14 protein-coding genes are annotated in these 16,087 nt (G+C 50.2%); 10 read left to right on the top strand and 4 right to left on the bottom strand.

Going from position 1 to position 16,087, the window contains the following annotated elements; translation table 11 throughout:
* Positions 1-8 precede the first annotated feature (8 nt).
* Complete coding sequence (locus AC3RCL_RS20785) at positions 9-539, bottom strand: type 1 glutamine amidotransferase domain-containing protein (RefSeq protein ID WP_015734308.1); 531 nt, start codon at positions 537-539, stop codon at positions 9-11.
* Between the two features lie 302 nt (positions 540-841).
* Between AC3RCL_RS20785 and AC3RCL_RS20780 the strand changes: the two genes are divergently transcribed.
* From AC3RCL_RS20780 to AC3RCL_RS20765, 4 genes are all read left to right on the top strand, one after another.
* Positions 842-1,264 carry a hypothetical protein gene (locus AC3RCL_RS20780; RefSeq protein WP_492531695.1) on the top strand — a complete coding sequence of 141 codons (423 nt, stop codon included), beginning with the start codon at positions 842-844 and terminating at the stop codon, positions 1,262-1,264.
* Positions 1,265-1,359: 95 nt separating this feature from the next.
* Positions 1,360-1,710, top strand: a complete 351-nt coding sequence (gene ytxJ, locus AC3RCL_RS20775) for a bacillithiol system redox-active protein YtxJ (protein ID WP_492531693.1) — start codon at positions 1,360-1,362, stop codon at positions 1,708-1,710.
* Between the two features lie 93 nt (positions 1,711-1,803).
* Complete coding sequence (gene ccpA / locus AC3RCL_RS20770) at positions 1,804-2,814, top strand: catabolite control protein A (protein WP_015734310.1); 1,011 nt, start codon at positions 1,804-1,806, stop codon at positions 2,812-2,814.
* Positions 2,815-2,932: 118 nt separating this feature from the next.
* Positions 2,933-3,634 (top strand): 5'-methylthioadenosine/adenosylhomocysteine nucleosidase, encoded by a 702-nt coding sequence (locus tag AC3RCL_RS20765; RefSeq protein WP_492531690.1) that lies wholly within the window; start codon positions 2,933-2,935, stop codon positions 3,632-3,634.
* Positions 3,635-3,739: 105 nt separating this feature from the next.
* Here AC3RCL_RS20765 and AC3RCL_RS20760 read toward each other — a convergent pair whose 3' ends face one another.
* Complete coding sequence (locus AC3RCL_RS20760; RefSeq protein ID WP_492531688.1) at positions 3,740-4,372, bottom strand: GNAT family N-acetyltransferase; 633 nt, start codon at positions 4,370-4,372, stop codon at positions 3,740-3,742.
* 286 nt (positions 4,373-4,658) lie between these two features.
* On the opposite strand from AC3RCL_RS20760, the gene acsA reads away from it, so the two are divergent.
* The gene (gene acsA / locus AC3RCL_RS20755; protein ID WP_096773127.1) at positions 4,659-6,383 is read left to right on the top strand and encodes an acetate--CoA ligase; all 1,725 of its coding nucleotides are present in this window, start codon (positions 4,659-4,661) and stop codon (positions 6,381-6,383) included.
* 154 nt (positions 6,384-6,537) lie between these two features.
* On the opposite strand, the gene AC3RCL_RS20750 is transcribed toward acsA, so the two are convergent.
* Positions 6,538-9,645 carry a transglycosylase domain-containing protein gene (locus tag AC3RCL_RS20750; protein WP_375121002.1) on the bottom strand — a complete coding sequence of 1,036 codons (3,108 nt, stop codon included), beginning with the start codon at positions 9,643-9,645 and terminating at the stop codon, positions 6,538-6,540.
* A 261-nt stretch (positions 9,646-9,906) separates the two neighbouring features.
* Positions 9,907-10,509, bottom strand: coding sequence for a 30S ribosomal protein S4 (rpsD, locus tag AC3RCL_RS20745; RefSeq protein WP_100536080.1), 603 nt, complete (start codon positions 10,507-10,509; stop codon positions 9,907-9,909).
* Positions 10,510-11,034: 525 nt separating this feature from the next.
* Between rpsD and AC3RCL_RS20740 the strand changes: the two genes are divergently transcribed.
* From AC3RCL_RS20740 to AC3RCL_RS20720, 5 genes are all read left to right on the top strand, one after another.
* Positions 11,035-13,026, top strand: a complete 1,992-nt coding sequence (locus tag AC3RCL_RS20740) for a sensor domain-containing diguanylate cyclase (protein ID WP_492531685.1) — start codon at positions 11,035-11,037, stop codon at positions 13,024-13,026.
* Between the two features lie 102 nt (positions 13,027-13,128).
* Positions 13,129-13,956 (top strand): hypothetical protein, encoded by an 828-nt coding sequence (locus AC3RCL_RS20735; protein ID WP_492531683.1) that lies wholly within the window; start codon positions 13,129-13,131, stop codon positions 13,954-13,956.
* A gap of 123 nt (positions 13,957-14,079) precedes the next feature.
* A complete protein-coding gene (locus tag AC3RCL_RS20730; protein ID WP_015734316.1) occupies positions 14,080-15,195 on the top strand; it encodes an aminopeptidase in 1,116 nt (371 codons plus the stop codon).
* 95 nt (positions 15,196-15,290) lie between these two features.
* Positions 15,291-15,536, top strand: a complete 246-nt coding sequence (locus AC3RCL_RS20725) for an HPr family phosphocarrier protein (RefSeq protein WP_009589671.1) — start codon at positions 15,291-15,293, stop codon at positions 15,534-15,536.
* Between the two features lie 150 nt (positions 15,537-15,686).
* Complete coding sequence (locus AC3RCL_RS20720; protein ID WP_009589686.1) at positions 15,687-15,974, top strand: Fpa/YlaN family protein; 288 nt, start codon at positions 15,687-15,689, stop codon at positions 15,972-15,974.
* Positions 15,975-16,087: the final 113 nt, after the last annotated feature.

The following is a 16,087-nucleotide window of genomic DNA, read 5'->3' as shown; positions in this document are numbered from 1 at the left end:
AGGAGCAATTATTTGCCTTGCTGTGCCAGCGCATCGCAGAAGGCTTTGCCGTATGGCGGAAGATCCGGAGGCCGGCGTGCGGAAATAATATGTCCGTCGGTCACGACCGCCTCATCCTTCCAGATCGCACCGGCATTTTCCATATCGTCGCGGATTCCCGGCGTGGAAGTAACGGTAACTCCGTCCAGGATTTTGGCGGAGATCAGCACCCATCCTGCATGGCAGATCTGTCCGATCGGCTTCTGGTCCTCATTCATTTCTTTCACCAGTTGCAGCACTTTATCATATCGGCGCAGCTTGTCCGGCGCCCAGCCGCCCGGTACGAGTATTCCGTCATAATCCTTGCTGTTCAGCTCTTCAAACGAATACTCGGCCTGAGCCGGTACGCCATATTTGCCGGTGTAAGTTTTACCCTTTTCCAGCCCGGCGAGATGGACTTCCGCCCCTTCCTCGCGGACCCGGTAAACGGGATACCATAGCTCCAAATCCTCGAATTCTTCATCTACAAGCGCTATAACCTTTTTTCCAGTCAATCGCATAATTGGCCTAGCTCCTTTCTCAAAAATCTTGATAAAACCGTAACGCTGCGCATTCGGTCCTTTAAGACTGTATTCATTGTAACAAATATGGAGAGGAGTTTCATGGAAGCGTCCGAAGAAGGAACATTTGAAAACAGTTCTGGTAAATAAAGCATTATCACAAATTTGCAGGATTCTCTGGTATGATAGTCGAATAGAACTAATTCAGGTGACAGATTTGTGACATAGGACTGTTGGTTTTAGATTACGTGATAGGATTTGGGGTGGGCATTTTGTTCAAAACCTGCAACTGCGGACAAAGTATGAAATTGGAATTAAGAAAGCTGATTCATGAAAGAAAAACTCGGATATGTGATGTTCCTGTTTATGCCTGTCAGGCCTGCAGGAAGTATGAGCTTCTGCCTCTTATTAAACCGGATTTGCTGCGCTATCTCGCATCGATTAACAATGAGACCGAGCGAATACGCGTTTCGTTCGCAGATGTCAATGAAGCCGCATATGTTCTTCGTGAAGTGTTCCGTACATACGATGATGATTCGTCACCAGAATGGCAGGCGCGCTGCATGGAAGTGTTTGACGAGCGCATTAATATGCTGTTGGATCTATTTCGTTATGCCCAGAGCCTGGCCGACGGCGACTGGATGAGACAAATTGAGGGGCGTCTCGAGCAATTAAGCACCATAAAATCTCTCATTCCTGAAAATTCGAGCAATTATGCAAGATAATTTTCAGAAAATTTTCGTGGTTGTTGGATTTTTCACGCACTTTTTGTTAGGATAGAGGATAGGAACTTCAATACAATGAAGGGAATGTATATCCTATGGCGACGTTGACGAAAATGACTACTATAGAAGAGCTGCGCAGCACGCTGGAATCTTCCGATCGGAAGCACTTGCTTTTGTTCAAACATAGTAGTACCAGATGCCCAATTAGTGCCGGAGCCTACAGGGAAGTGCAAGCTTACCTTGAGGACCAGCCGAACGAGCGGATCGACTATGTGTGGATCGATGTCATTGCGGACCGACCGGTGTCGAGCCAGGCTGCCGAAACTCTGAACATCCAACACGAATCGCCGCAAGTTATACTTGTGAAAGAAGGAGCGCCAGTCTGGCATACATCCCATTCCCATATTACGGCTGAAGCGCTGAAAGCTCAATTGGACGGCATATGATGCCGTGTCGTTGCACAAAGCAGTAATTTGTCGTATCATAAATTCAATTGGTATTGAACGAATGAAAATCTATTGGCAATGGAGAGAAGGAATTTGACGGTAACCATTTACGATGTTGCGCGCGAAGCAGGCGTTTCCATGGCGACGGTATCCCGGGTTGTAAACAATAACCCGAACGTTAAGCCTCAGACCCGGAAAAAAGTATACGAAGCGATTGAACGTTTAGGGTATCGTCCGAATGCGGTAGCCAGAGGCCTGGCCAGCAAGAAGACCACAACCGTCGGCGTTGTGATCCCTGACATTTCAAACTCGATCTTTGCGGAGATTGCCCGTGGTATTGAGGATATTGCTAACATGTATCACTATAATATAATTTTGTGTAATGCCGACAAACGTAAGGAAAAGGAAATCCGCGTAATCAACACCTTGCTCGAGAAGCAAGTGGACGGGCTGTTGTTTATGGGTGGAACGGTGACGGACGAGCATATCCAGGCGTTCCAGACATCGGCTGTGCCGATTGTTCTCTGTGCGACCAGCGATGAGAGAGGTTCTTATCCTTCGGTCGACATCGATCATGAACAGGCTGCGTTTGATGCGGTCAACACGCTGATTCGGCACGGACACCGTGAGATCGCTATGATCAGCGGCACGCTGCAGGATCCGGCAAACGGCTATGCTCGTTTCCAAGGCTACAAAAAAGCGCTGGAAGCGGCAGGCATCGAGTATCAAGAGGATTTGGTGCGGATCGGTAACTATCGTTATGAGTCCGGCGTGGAAGCGATGAAGTACTTCCTGGGCCTCAAGAAGAAACCAACCGCTATATTTGCCGCTACCGACGAGATGGCGATTGGCGCTATTCATAGCATTCAGGATGAAGGCTATAAAGTGCCGGATGACTTCTCGATCATCAGCGTAGACAATATCCGGATGGCTTCGATGGTACGCCCACAGCTGACAACGGTGGCCCAACCGATGTATGATCTGGGAGCCGTAGCGATGCGTTTGCTTACCAAGCTGATGAAGAAGGAAAATGTGGAGAATCCTCGCGTGATTCTGCCGCATGAAACGATTCTTCGCCTCTCGGTCAGCCATGTGAACGAATAGGCTGCTTGAAACCAAGCGTTTAGATGAACAAGATGGATTCGAGAAAAGCTCCTGGTTTTAAGGGGCTTTTTTCTGGTGGGATTTTTTATGCGCTCTTATAATCAGGAGGGATATCGACATGACAACACAGGTGATCGGCCTTATCGGGGCGATGGACGAAGAAGTGGAGCTGCTGCTCGGTCAACTGGAGAATAAAGAAACAACCGTTAAGGCAGGAGTTACCTATGCATCGGGAACGATCCATGGCAAGCAGGTCGTCGTATGCAAGAGCGGGGTGGGCAAGGTCAATGCAGCGGTCACCACGCAGATCTTGATCGACTTCTTCGACGTTTCCAAAATATTGTTTACCGGCGTAGCGGGCGCGCTGCATCCGGAGCTCAACATTGGCGATATCGTGATCTCCTCCTCATGCATGCAGCATGATATGGACGTGACGCCGTTAGGCTATGCACGCGGGGTGATCCCGTATCAGGAGCTGTCCGATTTTCCCGCCGACGCCTCTTTGATCCAGCTGGCGGAGGAGGCCTGCAAAGAGCAGGCGGTGAATCATTACATCGTAGGGAAGGTTCTGTCCGGGGACCAGTTCATTGCCAGCCGCGATACGGTGCAGACGCTCTACGAGGAATTGAACGGGGCTTGCGCGGAAATGGAAGGCTCTGCCGTTGCCCAGGTATGTTACATGAACGGCGTGCCTTATGTGGTGATCCGATCCATGTCGGATAAGGCCGACGGTTCTGCGCATGTCAACTTCCCCGAATTTACTGTAAAAGCTTCCAAGCGTTCTCATGAAATCGTGAACTATATGCTGGGCAAACTCTAGCAGCAAATGATAGGAAGCGCTCGTTATGCTTAATCCGGCATGAGCGAAAGATACACAAACTCCCCTGAGCAAAGCCCAGGGGAGTTTGTTTTATTGAGAATCGAATTAATACATAAACCGCTGTCTGAAACGGATCCGGTCGAATTGTTCTTGCGATGAAAGCGGCACGTGCCGTCCGATTTTGACCATGAGGCAGTTGGCGGGATGGGAGCAGATTTCCGGATCGTCGGTTGCGTACCATTCCATATCCACGACTTTCATTAAGCGCTCCATCATTTTGCGATAATCCCACACGTTAAGTCCGCTGCCTTTTAGGTCCCAATGCCAGTAGTATTCGGTTGTAAACACGATGTAGCGCTCCATCTGGCCTTCCTCGAATGCGGTTTTGATCATCCGCTGCCCAAGGCCTAGGGAACGGTAGTCTTTCGCAACCTCGATGGCACCAAGCTCGATCAAATCTTCCATATTGCCCTCAGACCAGCGTTCCTGCTCATCCGGGTGATGAAACGTTACGTATCCTACGATCATATCTCGGTCTCTCGTGATGATGATTCTGCCTTCGGGCAGGCCTGCAATTTCCACCAAAGCCTCATGCTGCTCCGCAGGACGACGAAAAGCCTTGAGATCAGGGTGCATGGTCAGTTCGGATAGCTGCTCGGGAGGTACAGGTCCTTCGATGATCAGGCGGCGGTCTTCAGGGAACAAAACATGAGACTGGTATACCTTGCAGTGTTCCATCCGTTACGCTCCTTTCAATTCCATACCCTACTTATAGCAAAAAAATAAAAAAATGAAAAGCAATGACAGGCAAACAAAAGCTATGATATAATCTTTTCGACATAAAACCTTCACAATTGTATCGTACTTAACGATATGTTTCCTTGCGAATTCCAAGGGTTAATGACTCGATGACTGTGACAACGTGATAACCCGCCGCAATGTGTAAAATGTATGTTTCATTCAATCATTTTGTAAGCGCTGTCCACTATGAGGAGACCGATTTGAGAATGAGGAGGATGTTATCATGAATCAAACGCATAGCGAAATATTGCCAAGTGAAGTATCACATTCCAATATGAAGAGTTACGAGCAGGCACGCTCCGAATTTTCATGGGACGAAATCGAGAGACATTTTACTTGGTATGAGACGGGTAAAGTAAACATGGCGTACGAGGCAATCGACCGTCATGTAGCGGAGGGACGAGGAGACAAGGTAGCACTCTTGTACAGTGACGCCGCCCGCGAGGAGACTCTTACTTTTGCGCAATTGAAAGAGAAATCCGACAAGTTCGGCAATGTGCTGCGCAAATATGGCGTGAACAAAGGCGATCGGGTATTTATCTTTATGCCGCGCGGCCCAGAGCTCTATGCCGGTTTGCTTGGTATTTTGAAGGTTGGTGCCGTGGTAGGCCCATTGTTCGAGGCGTTCATGGAGACGGCGGTAAAGGATCGCTTGGAGGATAGCGGAGCGGTTGCGCTGATTACGACGCCTGCGCTGTTGTCACGGGTGAAACGGGATGAGCTGCCCGAACTGAAGCATATTTTTGTCGTTGGCGAAGTGGAAGAAGAGGATCCGCGCCTAGTAAACTACCACAAGGAAGTTGAAGCCGCATCCAGCGAGCTGGAGATTGAATGGCTCGAGCGGGAAGACGGATTGATCATGCACTATACATCAGGCTCAACCGGGAAACCGAAGGGCGTGTATCACGTGCAGAACGCGATGGTGCAGCATTATTATACAGGCAAGGTTGTTTTGGATTTAAGGGAAGACGATATATATTGGTGTACGGCGGACCCGGGTTGGGTAACCGGTACGTCATACGGTATTTTTGCGCCATGGTTGAACGGCGTGACCAATGTCATTCGCGGAGGCCGCTTTAGCCCGCAGGACTGGTACAGCACATTGGTAAACAACAAAGTAACGGTATGGTACAGCGCTCCGACTGCCTTCCGGATGTTGATGGGGGCAGGTTCCGATCTCATCGACCAATATGATTTGAGCCATGTACGGCACGTGCTGTCCGTTGGCGAGCCGCTCAACCCCGAGGTGGTGCGTTGGGGACACAAGGCTTACAAGCAGCGTATCCACGATACATGGTGGATGACGGAGACCGGAGGACAGCTGATCTGTAACTATCCGGGGATGGCGATCAAGCCGGGATCCATGGGGCGCCCGTTGCCGGGCATTACGGCGGCGATCCTGGACGATCACGGGAAAGAAGTTGCTCCATACACGATGGGGAACCTGGCCATCAAGACACCTTGGCCGTCCATGATGAGAACCATCTGGAATAACGAAGCGAAGTATCAAGAGTATTTCCGTATTCCGGGCTGGTACATTTCCGGCGACTCGGCCTATATGGACGAGGATGGATACTTCTGGTTCCAGGGCAGAATCGACGATGTGATCAATTCGTCCGGGGAGCGAATCGGGCCATTCGAGGTGGAGAGCAAGCTCGTTGAGCATCCGGCCGTAGCCGAAGCCGGCGTTATCGGTAAGCCTGATGTAACACGCGGCGAGATCATTAAGGCCTTTATCTCCCTGCGTGAGGGCTATACGCCTTCTCAGGAGCTCAAGGATGAAATCTATCGTTTCGTGAAGGAAGGCCTTTCCGCCCATGCCGCCCCGCGTGAAATCGAGTTTAAGGATAAACTTCCGAAGACGCGCTCCGGTAAGATCATGCGGCGCGTATTGAAAGCCTGGGAACTGGATCTGCCGACTGGCGATCTATCCACGATCGAAGATTAATAAGCAGATCATAACAGAGCTGGCATGAAGATGGCTAACCGCCATGTTCATGGCCGGCTCTTTTTTTATTTCAGAGCGTTGTCTCCAGTTAAAAATAAAACCAGCCCATCCACAGAGTAATGTCTGTAGAAGGGCTGGTTTTTACGTAAACGATCTATTTCTTCTCAAAATATACGGCTGGCGAAGCTGCAGATTCACCAATCGGATTGACGGCAGTAATTCTAAAGGTGCCGCCAATCGGGTTGCCCGAGGTATAGTAGAACTCCGTGCTCTTGCTGGAGCCGAGAATCTGGTAGTTCCCGTCACTGTTCGGACTGATATAGATATTGTAGACCATGACCTCTTCTTCCGGAGCGTTTCCGCTCCAATTGGCCTGGAAACCCTCCGGTGTAGCTGTGAGTGTCGGCTGGCCAGGTGCAGACGGTACGGTCGTCGCGCCTTCATTCCCAAGTCCGGGATCGATACCGGGCTCTTCCTCGGCGATGCCGTCATCAGGCTGGTCGATGGTGTCATCCGGGTTCGTTTCGGTGTCGCCCGGTAATGGGAATCCAGATGCTGTGCCGCCCACAATAGCGCTTGGCTCAGACGTCTTGCCGGCTACGTCAACGGCGACGACGTAATAGGTCGTAAATACACCGTCAGCTCCAAGACCTGAAAAGACAAGGCTCTCGTCGCCAAGAATGACCTGACCTTGATGTGTGTACGGGCTGCCGTTCACGGACTTAAAGAGCCGGTATCCGACAACATCAGGCGATCCGCTGGCATTAAAGCTGATGGAACCGCTGCCCACCGAATAGTGTACGTTTTTCGGTGGAGTAGGGGCCTTGCCGTCGTCCGTTCTCGGGTCGACCTTGCTTGGCATTCCTTTTTTCGCGTCTTGCGGAAGATAGGATTCCAGCGATTTCTTTTCACCTTTCATAACCTTCAAGGCGTTCTGGAGTTCTACAATCAGCTCGTCAATCGGCTTTTCGCGCTTGATTACGATTTGTTCTCTCAACATATCCAAAGGCGTTGCTTCCTGTGGAATATAATTTACGCCCCGATAGGTAATGTATTTTGCTTTGGCGATGCCGTCATCGCTTTCGGTAGGCACGAACTTCGCGTTGAACAGATCCGTTACGAATTTGTCCGTTAAGGAAGTCGGCAGCTTGCCGCTGTAAGCGGAGACCGTCTTGGACGTTATGCCTTCAGGCTTCTCGAACGATTTGGTTGGGAACAGCTCCGGCTTCACGTCCGTCGCTTCGTTCATGATTCTGGCCCAGATGGCCTGGGCGTGTTTGCGCTGGTCGCCGACAAGCGTATTTTTTTGCTCCTTGTATCCGACCCATACGCCAAGCGTAACATCGGGCGAGTACCCCATGAACCAAACATCCCCGTAGTTCTGGGTGGAGCCGGTTTTACCCACGACGGGAACCTCATTGAATTTCTTGTACGTATCCCGGACCTTGCTGGCGGTTCCGTTCGTAATGACGGTACGCAGCATATCCGTCATGAGGTACGCTGTCTGCTCGGAGAATACCTGCTCCGGCTTTACTTCGTGTTTATAAACAATATTGCCTTTGGAGTCCACGATTTTCTCGATCATGAATGCATCCGTGAATTTGCCTTGATTGCCGATGGAACTGTAGGCGTTCGTCAGCTCTTCCACGGTCACGCCGTAATGCAATCCGCCCAGTACGCCGGTTGAGGCATTATAATCGTCTTCCTCCAAGGTAGTGATGCCCAGCTTCTTGGAAAACTCCCAGGCCTTCTCAATGCCGACCGTGTTGTTAAACAGCTTGAGTGCCACCGTATTGGTCGAATCGTTCAGCGCCTGTCTTGCCGTCATCAATCCTCTGTACCCGGTGTACGAGTTTTTAGGGATATGGAATACTTTGCTGTAGTCCTTTAAGATGATCGGTGAATCGTCCACCACGCTGGCAGGCTGAATCGCCCCCGTATCAAGTGCCGGTAAGTAGGCGGCAATAGGTTTCATGGCAGATCCGGGCTGCCGTTTCATTTGCGTAGCATAATTCATTTGTTCCGTGTTGAAGTCCCTGCCCTCAATCATACCGAGAATGGCGCCGGTTTTGTTGTCGATCATCATCGCGGCGGTTTGCTCCATTCCTTTTTCGGCGCTGTCAGGCAAGTAGTTGCTGTCATCCTCAGCAATGGAACGCATGGTCTTGTAGAGCGTCCGGTCGATGGTGGTGTACACACGGTATCCGCCGGTGCTCAGCTGAGCACGGGAAGCGTCCATCAGATCGGAGTTCGCTTGCGTGCCTTTTGCGTTCTCTTCAGCTTCCTGGCTTAGCTGCATCAGAATGTTCGATGCTTGACGTTCGACTTCCATCATGAGATAAGGATAAGTCACATAGGCTTTCTGCGTGCGAGGAGCCAGCGATTTTTTGATATCGAATGCTTTGGCCTCATCGTATTCGGCTTGCGTTATTTTACCTTCTTCCAGCATGCTTGCCAGCACGCGGTGCTGGCGGTTTATGGCCCGGTTGAACGATTTCTCATCAAATTCTCCTTTGCCGTTGAAGGCCGAGTAGGAGGATGGCAGCTGCGGAAGACCTGCCAAGTATGCAGCTTGGGCCACATTCAGATCATTCAGATTGTTGATGTTGAATATTCCTCTTGCCGCTGCCTTGATCCCGAACAGCTGATATCCGCTCGAGCCGTTGCCGTATGGAACCTTGTTCAAGTAGGCCGTCAAAATCTGGTCTTTACTTAAGAAGCGCTCCATCCGCATGGCCAGCAGCATTTCTTTTACCTTACGGTTATCCGTTTTGTCACGACTTAAAAAAGTAAGCCTGGCCAGCTGCTGCGTCAATGTGCTGCCGCCGGTTTGAACCGGCTCATTCAACACGCGTTCCTTCACGGCGCGAGCGGTACCTTTTATGTCAACACCCTTATGTGTATAAAAACGGTTGTCTTCTATGGATACGACGGCATCTTTAACAAGCTGGGGAATCTCCTTGAACTCCACAGGTCGTCTGTCTTCTTCGGTTCTAAGCTGTCCGATCGGTGAGCCATCCGCGAAGTAGGCAAAGCCCGTTATGGCATTATCGTTCACCGTGTTCTCAATGAGCGCACGCGATCGTACCGGCTCATTCTCGACAATAGAGGTTACATAACCGGCTACGGCTCCTCCGGCGAACAAAACGCCCATCAGACCTACCACAAAGAGCCATCCGATGACGGATCCCAGCACCCGCAGAAAGGACCGTTTTCGCGGTTTTTTCTGTTGTTCAGGCTCTTGTTTTTTCTCCTCAACCATGAATGTATACTCCTCCTTTTAACGCACCTATTATAGCATAAATCGAAGGTTTTGAATCATGTGTACCTATATAGGGTGTCCTTTTTTGAGGAAGAATGACTTTTTTGGGAAGGGTGCAATACATATGCCGCCAAGTTCATACGGGAAAAAAGCTTTGAAGGCCCCTGGTTTAAGGCGGAGCCTTTTGATTCGAAGAGATCCGCGCCCAACAAAAAAACCTGAAGGCCAGGGCCTTCAGGTTTTTTGGGTTCCGAATGAATCTTAACGGTTGTAGAATTCGACGATTTGTTTCTCGTCGATGTCTTGGGAAAGCTCGGAACGTTCTGGAAGACGGATGTATTTCCCTTCCATTGCTGCTTCATCAAACTCGAGGTAAGCTGGAAGATGCACGCGGTTAGCCAAAGCTTCCTTGATGGAAGAGAGGCTGCGGCTTCTTTCACGAAGGCCGATTACATCGCCAGTGCTTACAGCGTAAGAAGCGATATCGACTTTCTTGCCGTTCACAGTCACGTGACCGTGAGCTACCAATTGACGAGCACCCGCACGGGAGTTGCTGAAGCCAAGACGGTAAACCAGGTTGTCCAGTCGGCTCTCAAGCAGGAACATAAAGTTCTCACCAGCGATACCTTTCATGCCAGTTGCTTTGTTAAACAGGGTTTTAAATTGCTTCTCGCCCAAGCCGTACATGTGACGCAGCTTTTGCTTTTCTTGAAGCTGCATACCGTAGTTGCTTACTTTTCTCCGTTGGTTAGGACCATGCTGACCTGGAGGGAAAGGGCGTTTTGCCAATTCTTTACCTGTACCGCTCAGGGAGATTCCCAGACGACGGCTTAATTTAAATTTAGGACCGGTGTAACGTGCCATGTTATATAGACTCCTTTTTAATTAAAGTTTCATTAGGGCTCTATTTGCGCCGTATTTGTTTGCTCTATCCGTCATCTTCCGGAAGATCTGCCAGGAAAGTTCAGCCGCTGTCCTGTCAGTAACAAATAACGTGAGGGTGACACAACCCGCCCAAATTCATCGAATGCATTGCATTCTTACTCAACAATAAATATTATATGAAGTAATGATATAAAGTCAAGTTCAACCTGCAACTTACTATAACTTGGTTTTTGTCTAATTTTGTCGATAGGACCATGGACCTAAAATTATTGTGAAAAACGCATAAATTCTGATGCAAAAATGGGTAGAAAAGAGTAATATGATATTGGAATAAGTAGTAGCAATTATCTAGTTACATATCGTAGTATTTTTTGGTGATTATCATTCCCCAACATGTTGAACAGCCGGGTTGCCGCCATGCGGCAGCCGAATGGATCCTTACATTATGAATCGGAACGCCAGTCTTGGATAGGCCTTTTATAATGGTGCAAAGGAGCGCCCAATATGTCAGAAGAACAACGGAAAGTGTATGAAAGCTCTCCCGGTTCTGCGGTCATGTTCAATGATGCCGGGCCAATTCCTGGAAACGAGCCTCGTCTATGGCTTCAGGGCTTGGATATTACACCTCATGATTTCCCTTATATTCAGCCTCTCATATCAGACAGCTATCTGGAGTGGCTAAGAGAAAGCGCTGGCACGCAGGCGATGCGGAAATTAAGCTGGGCCCTTCTTTCTCATGAGGGAGCTTGGCTGACAGGGGCACCCGAAATAACGGAATACGTTCATGCAAGCGAGGATGAGACGCTGACGCATACGCTCCGTTCGAAAGAAGCCGCCCAAGGCATGGGCAAGGGTTCGCTTGAGGGAAGGGTGCTGTGCGCTGTCCCGCTGTTCACGCGCGTCCATGGCGATTTTTTTGCGGTGATGGTCAGCGTTGCCTCGGGGAGGATGGAGCCGGAGCAGTCGCTCATGCTGACGGAAACTTACGCATTGCTGTTCCGTTCCTGCTTCTACCGCCAGATGGAGTACATCTTTGCGGATGACCTGGAGAAGGTCCACCGCCAAGCCGAACGTGAAGTGCAGAGGCGTTCCATCTTGTTTCAGTACGTGAAGCGGATGCATGTGCAGATCAATGTGGACAGCGTGCTGGTGGAGGCTATTGATAGCGTCCTGGCTCTGTATCCCAAGGCGAAAGTCGAATTGTTTATGTCACAGGACCATGAAAGCGTTCATCCGCTCGTGCGTCCGCTGCTGCTCCATCATTGGCAGGAAGAGGTTTATGTTCGCACCTTTATGGAAGGTTCCCTGACGATTCATGAGCATGAAGAACCTGACACGCTGGTGGAGATCGGGATTCCCATGGGAGGCAAGCAGGGCGTCTATGGGGTGCTTCACGTTGAAGTGGACAAGTCGGAACTGCCCGATATGGATCTGGAGCTGCTGGGGATGATGGCCGATGCCGCAGGCACCGCCTTCGAGAACGCCAAACTGTACGAGCAATCCAACCTGATGATTCATGAGCTCCGCATGATTAATGAGCTGACCCAGCGGCTGAACAAAAGCTTGCATTTGGCGGAGATATTTCAATTCGCCAATCATGAGCTGCTCAAGATCCTTGAGGCGGATTACTGCTGCATTCTGATCCATAATGAGGAGCTTGGCGGTCTAGAGGTGGTATCCTGCAACGCCGAGTGGCTGGCCAAGGAGGTCTTCGAGAAGGACTACGGCCTGGGGGGCCTCGTCTATCATTCGAAGGAGCCGCTCATTCTGTCAGACTATCAGGAAGAGCGTCCGGCAGAATCCAGGCTGATGGAGAGCACGCGGTCCAGCTCGATGATTGCTACTCCGCTAATGGTTAACGGCGAGGTGAGGGGCGTCGTCCTGCTCACCCATGCGAAGCGGCATTATTTCTCGTACGACAGCTATCGGCTGCTTCAAGCCTTGACAAGTCATATCGGCTTGGCGATCGGGAATGCCTTCCTGCATGCGGAAGTGAGAAGAATGGCTAACCGGGATATGCTGACCGAACTGTACGCCAGACATTATCTGGATGAAATAATCCATGAATGCCAGAATCGTGATTTTTGCGGCTCGCTCATCGTGGTGGACATCGACGAATTCAAGTTGGTCAACGACACGTTCGGGCACCAGCGGGGGGACAAGATTCTGAAGCAGGTCAGCAGCATCGTAAAAACAACCATTCGTCACAGCGATATCCCAGCCCGTTGGGGCGGTGAGGAGCTTGCGGTGTATTTGCCGGGACTCGGCATTCAGCAGGCGGTGCAGGTGGCCGAACGGATTCGCTTACGGGTGGCCGAAGAGACCGATCCGCGCGTAACGGTGTCCTGCGGGATTTCCGAGTGGAACTGGACCAATGACAAGATCAGCGTGGAGTCGCTCTTCTATCGGGCGGATATGGCGCTCTACGAAGCCAAAAATGGCGGCCGCAACCGGATCGTCGTGGAGAGGGCCGAAGCCGAGATCGGAATGGATTAGATACCCTGCAGCTAAGAGAGGCTGCAGGGTTTTTTCTGTAATCTGCATAATGTAAGGGGCCGCGGATAGCCTAATAGCAAGATCAACGAGAGGCTGATGATTATGCGAAACAGAAGGTTACGAAGCGTCATCGCAATGATGGTATTCATTTTTGGCTTAACCGGATGCGCCTGGCAGGATCAGCTGACTGCCGAAGAAGCGTTTAACCGTGCTTTGTCGGGGCTGTCCGGCATCGATAATTTCTCTTTTCGAGGAGAAACGGCGATTCGGAGCGGAGAAACAGGACCGTTTGAGGAAAGCCTGGCGTTTGAAGGGAATCTGCGGCATCATTCCGACCTGACCTTATCTTCAAAAGAGAGAAGCACCGTTATAAAGAATGACAAGATGTCTGCCGAGTCGGCATATAAATCGAATGAACTTACCGTGACGCTCAAGCGAAAGGATGGCAAGTGGAGCACGCTCTCGTCGGAGCATGCCGGGGGAATGTGGATGAACCGGTTAAATCCGCTGGAATTGCTGGAGTACATGGGCAAGTCGGAGAAGACCGTAACCCGGGAACTGGGGGCCGCAAGAGGAACGAAGGTGCTGCGTGTCGAGTTGTCGCCCGAGGCGGCTGCCCATATGGTGCGGGAGTCGCTGGATGATCAGATGAAGGCGTTGGCTGAGCGGATTGAACGCAAAGACGACCCGTTATACAGCGACGATCCGAAGGTTCGCAAGCGGCTGAAGGAAATCTGGGAAAGGGACTACCATGAAATGAAAAACATGCTGAATGAGGCGGATGCCGTTTCGGTCTGTCATGTAACCATTAACAGAAAAAGCCAGCTGCCTACCAAGATGACCATGGAGCGCAGGTTATCCTTTGTGGACGAACAAGGCAAAACACGTACCGAAACACTGCTGTCGGATGTTACGTTTACCGGTTATTGAGCCATTAAAAAATTTTTCACGATGAGCGCTGACGCGAGGCTGCCCGGCGTGCTACAATAATATAAATTTACCGCTGTTCAATTTATACAATAGGGAACAGTCATCATAAGGAGGATAAGACATATGCGTGATCCCAGAATTCAAAAATTGGCTCAGAATCTCGTGAACTACTCCGTGGATATGCAGCCAGGGGAAAATGTGCTCATCGAAATGATCGGATCCGAGCGCGATCTGCTGAATGCCATTATCGAGGAGGTCTCGAAGGGAGGCGGCCGCCCGTTCGTGCAATTGACGGATCGTACGGTCCAGCGAGCGATGTTGAAGAACGCAAATAAGGAGCAGCTTGAGCTGTGGGCAGAGCTGGATCTTGAACGCATGAAAAAAATGGATTGTTACATCGGCATCCGCGCAGGCGAGAACGTCAACGATATGGCTGACGTGCCCGAAGAGAACATGAAGCTGTACAATGCCCTTTACTCGCATCCCGTACATAGCGAAGAGCGCGTGAAGCGCACCAAATGGGTGGTTCTCCGTTACCCGAACGCCAGCATGGCGCAGCTTGCCAACACCAGCACGGAGGCCTTTGAGGATTTCTACTTCGATGTGTGCAATCTGGATTACTCCAAAATGGACCGCGCCCAGGATCCTTTGGCCGAGCTGATGAGGAATACCGACAAGGTTCGCATCGTGGGACCGGGAACGGACCTCAGCTTCTCGATCAAAAACATCGGCGCGGAAAAGTGCTCCGGCCAGAAGAACATTCCGGATGGCGAGGTGTACACCGCGCCCGTTCGTGACTCGGTTAACGGGACGATCGCTTACAACACACCGACTCTTTACAATGGAGTCACCTTCGAAAATATTAAATTCCGCTTTGAAAACGGGAAAATCGTCGAAGCAACAGGGAGCGACACGAAGCGGCTGAACGAGATCCTGGATTCGGATGAGGGTGCGCGGTACATCGGCGAATTTGCCATCGGCTTCAACCCGTACATTTTGACACCGATGAAGGATATTCTCTTCGATGAGAAAATTGCAGGAAGCCTGCATTTTACGCCAGGCCAAGCATATGATGTAACAGACAACGGCAACCGATCCTCCATTCACTGGGATCTCGTTTTGATCCAGCGTCCGGAGTACGGCGGCGGGGAAATCTACTTTGATGATCGCCTGATCCGCAAGGATGGCCTATTCGTTATTCCAGAACTGGAAGCATTAAATCCGGAAAATCTTAAATAGATTGGAAAAAATGTTGCATAAGAAAACGGATTCAATGTATCATGAAGGTGCAGTGATGAGCTTTATTCAGATCCTAAAGTTACGGAGGGATTCGTATGTCCAATAACAATCAATCTATCGTAGAAATTTCGCAAACAGCCAGCCAGTTCACATCCTCCATCGTTTTGCAGGCGGAGAACAAGTACATTGATGTTAAGAGCATCCTGGGTCTGTTCACAACGCTTGTCAACAGCCAAAGCTATGAACTGCATGTACATGGTCCTGATGCCGATGAAGCTAAAAAAGCAATGATCGACGTATTCACCAAGCATGGCTTGAACGTATCCGTCGTGGCTGAATAACATTCGCCAAAAACACCCTTTCAATCCATGGAAGGGTGTTTTTTCGTAGAGAAGGGGTCTATTTTGTTCAGGTCCTTGTATTGAGAAACGATTTCGACTAATATTAAAGATAGTAACTGTGCTGTGATTTTTGACATAGGGGGGAAGATCATGACTTCATCTGATTTACAGGAACAGCTGAATCTCAAAGCGATCAGTCTTCTTCATGAAGATGCAGATAAAATCCTAAAGCTTATTGAAGTACAGATGGAGAATCTGGCGACCCGTTATTGCCCTCTCTATGAGGAAGTGCTGGATACCCAAATGTACGGTTTTTCAAAAGAGGTTGATTTCGCGGTGCGGGCCGGGCTTCTTCCGGAAAGTACGGGAAAGCAGCTGATCAGCAAGCTTGAACGCAATCTGGCGGTCCTGTACGAAGCCATGAATCAATCCAAATAGCCTGTACTCGTACAGGCGCATACATAGAGAAACGCATGTCGCGCTCCCGCGACATGCGTTTTTTTCTAGCTTTTCGATTAGATTTGAATCCGTGGCAATCACCGCCTCCAAGG

The organism is Paenibacillus sp. MT86 (assembly GCF_058792535.1).
This window is presented reverse-complemented; position numbering and strand designations above follow the sequence as displayed.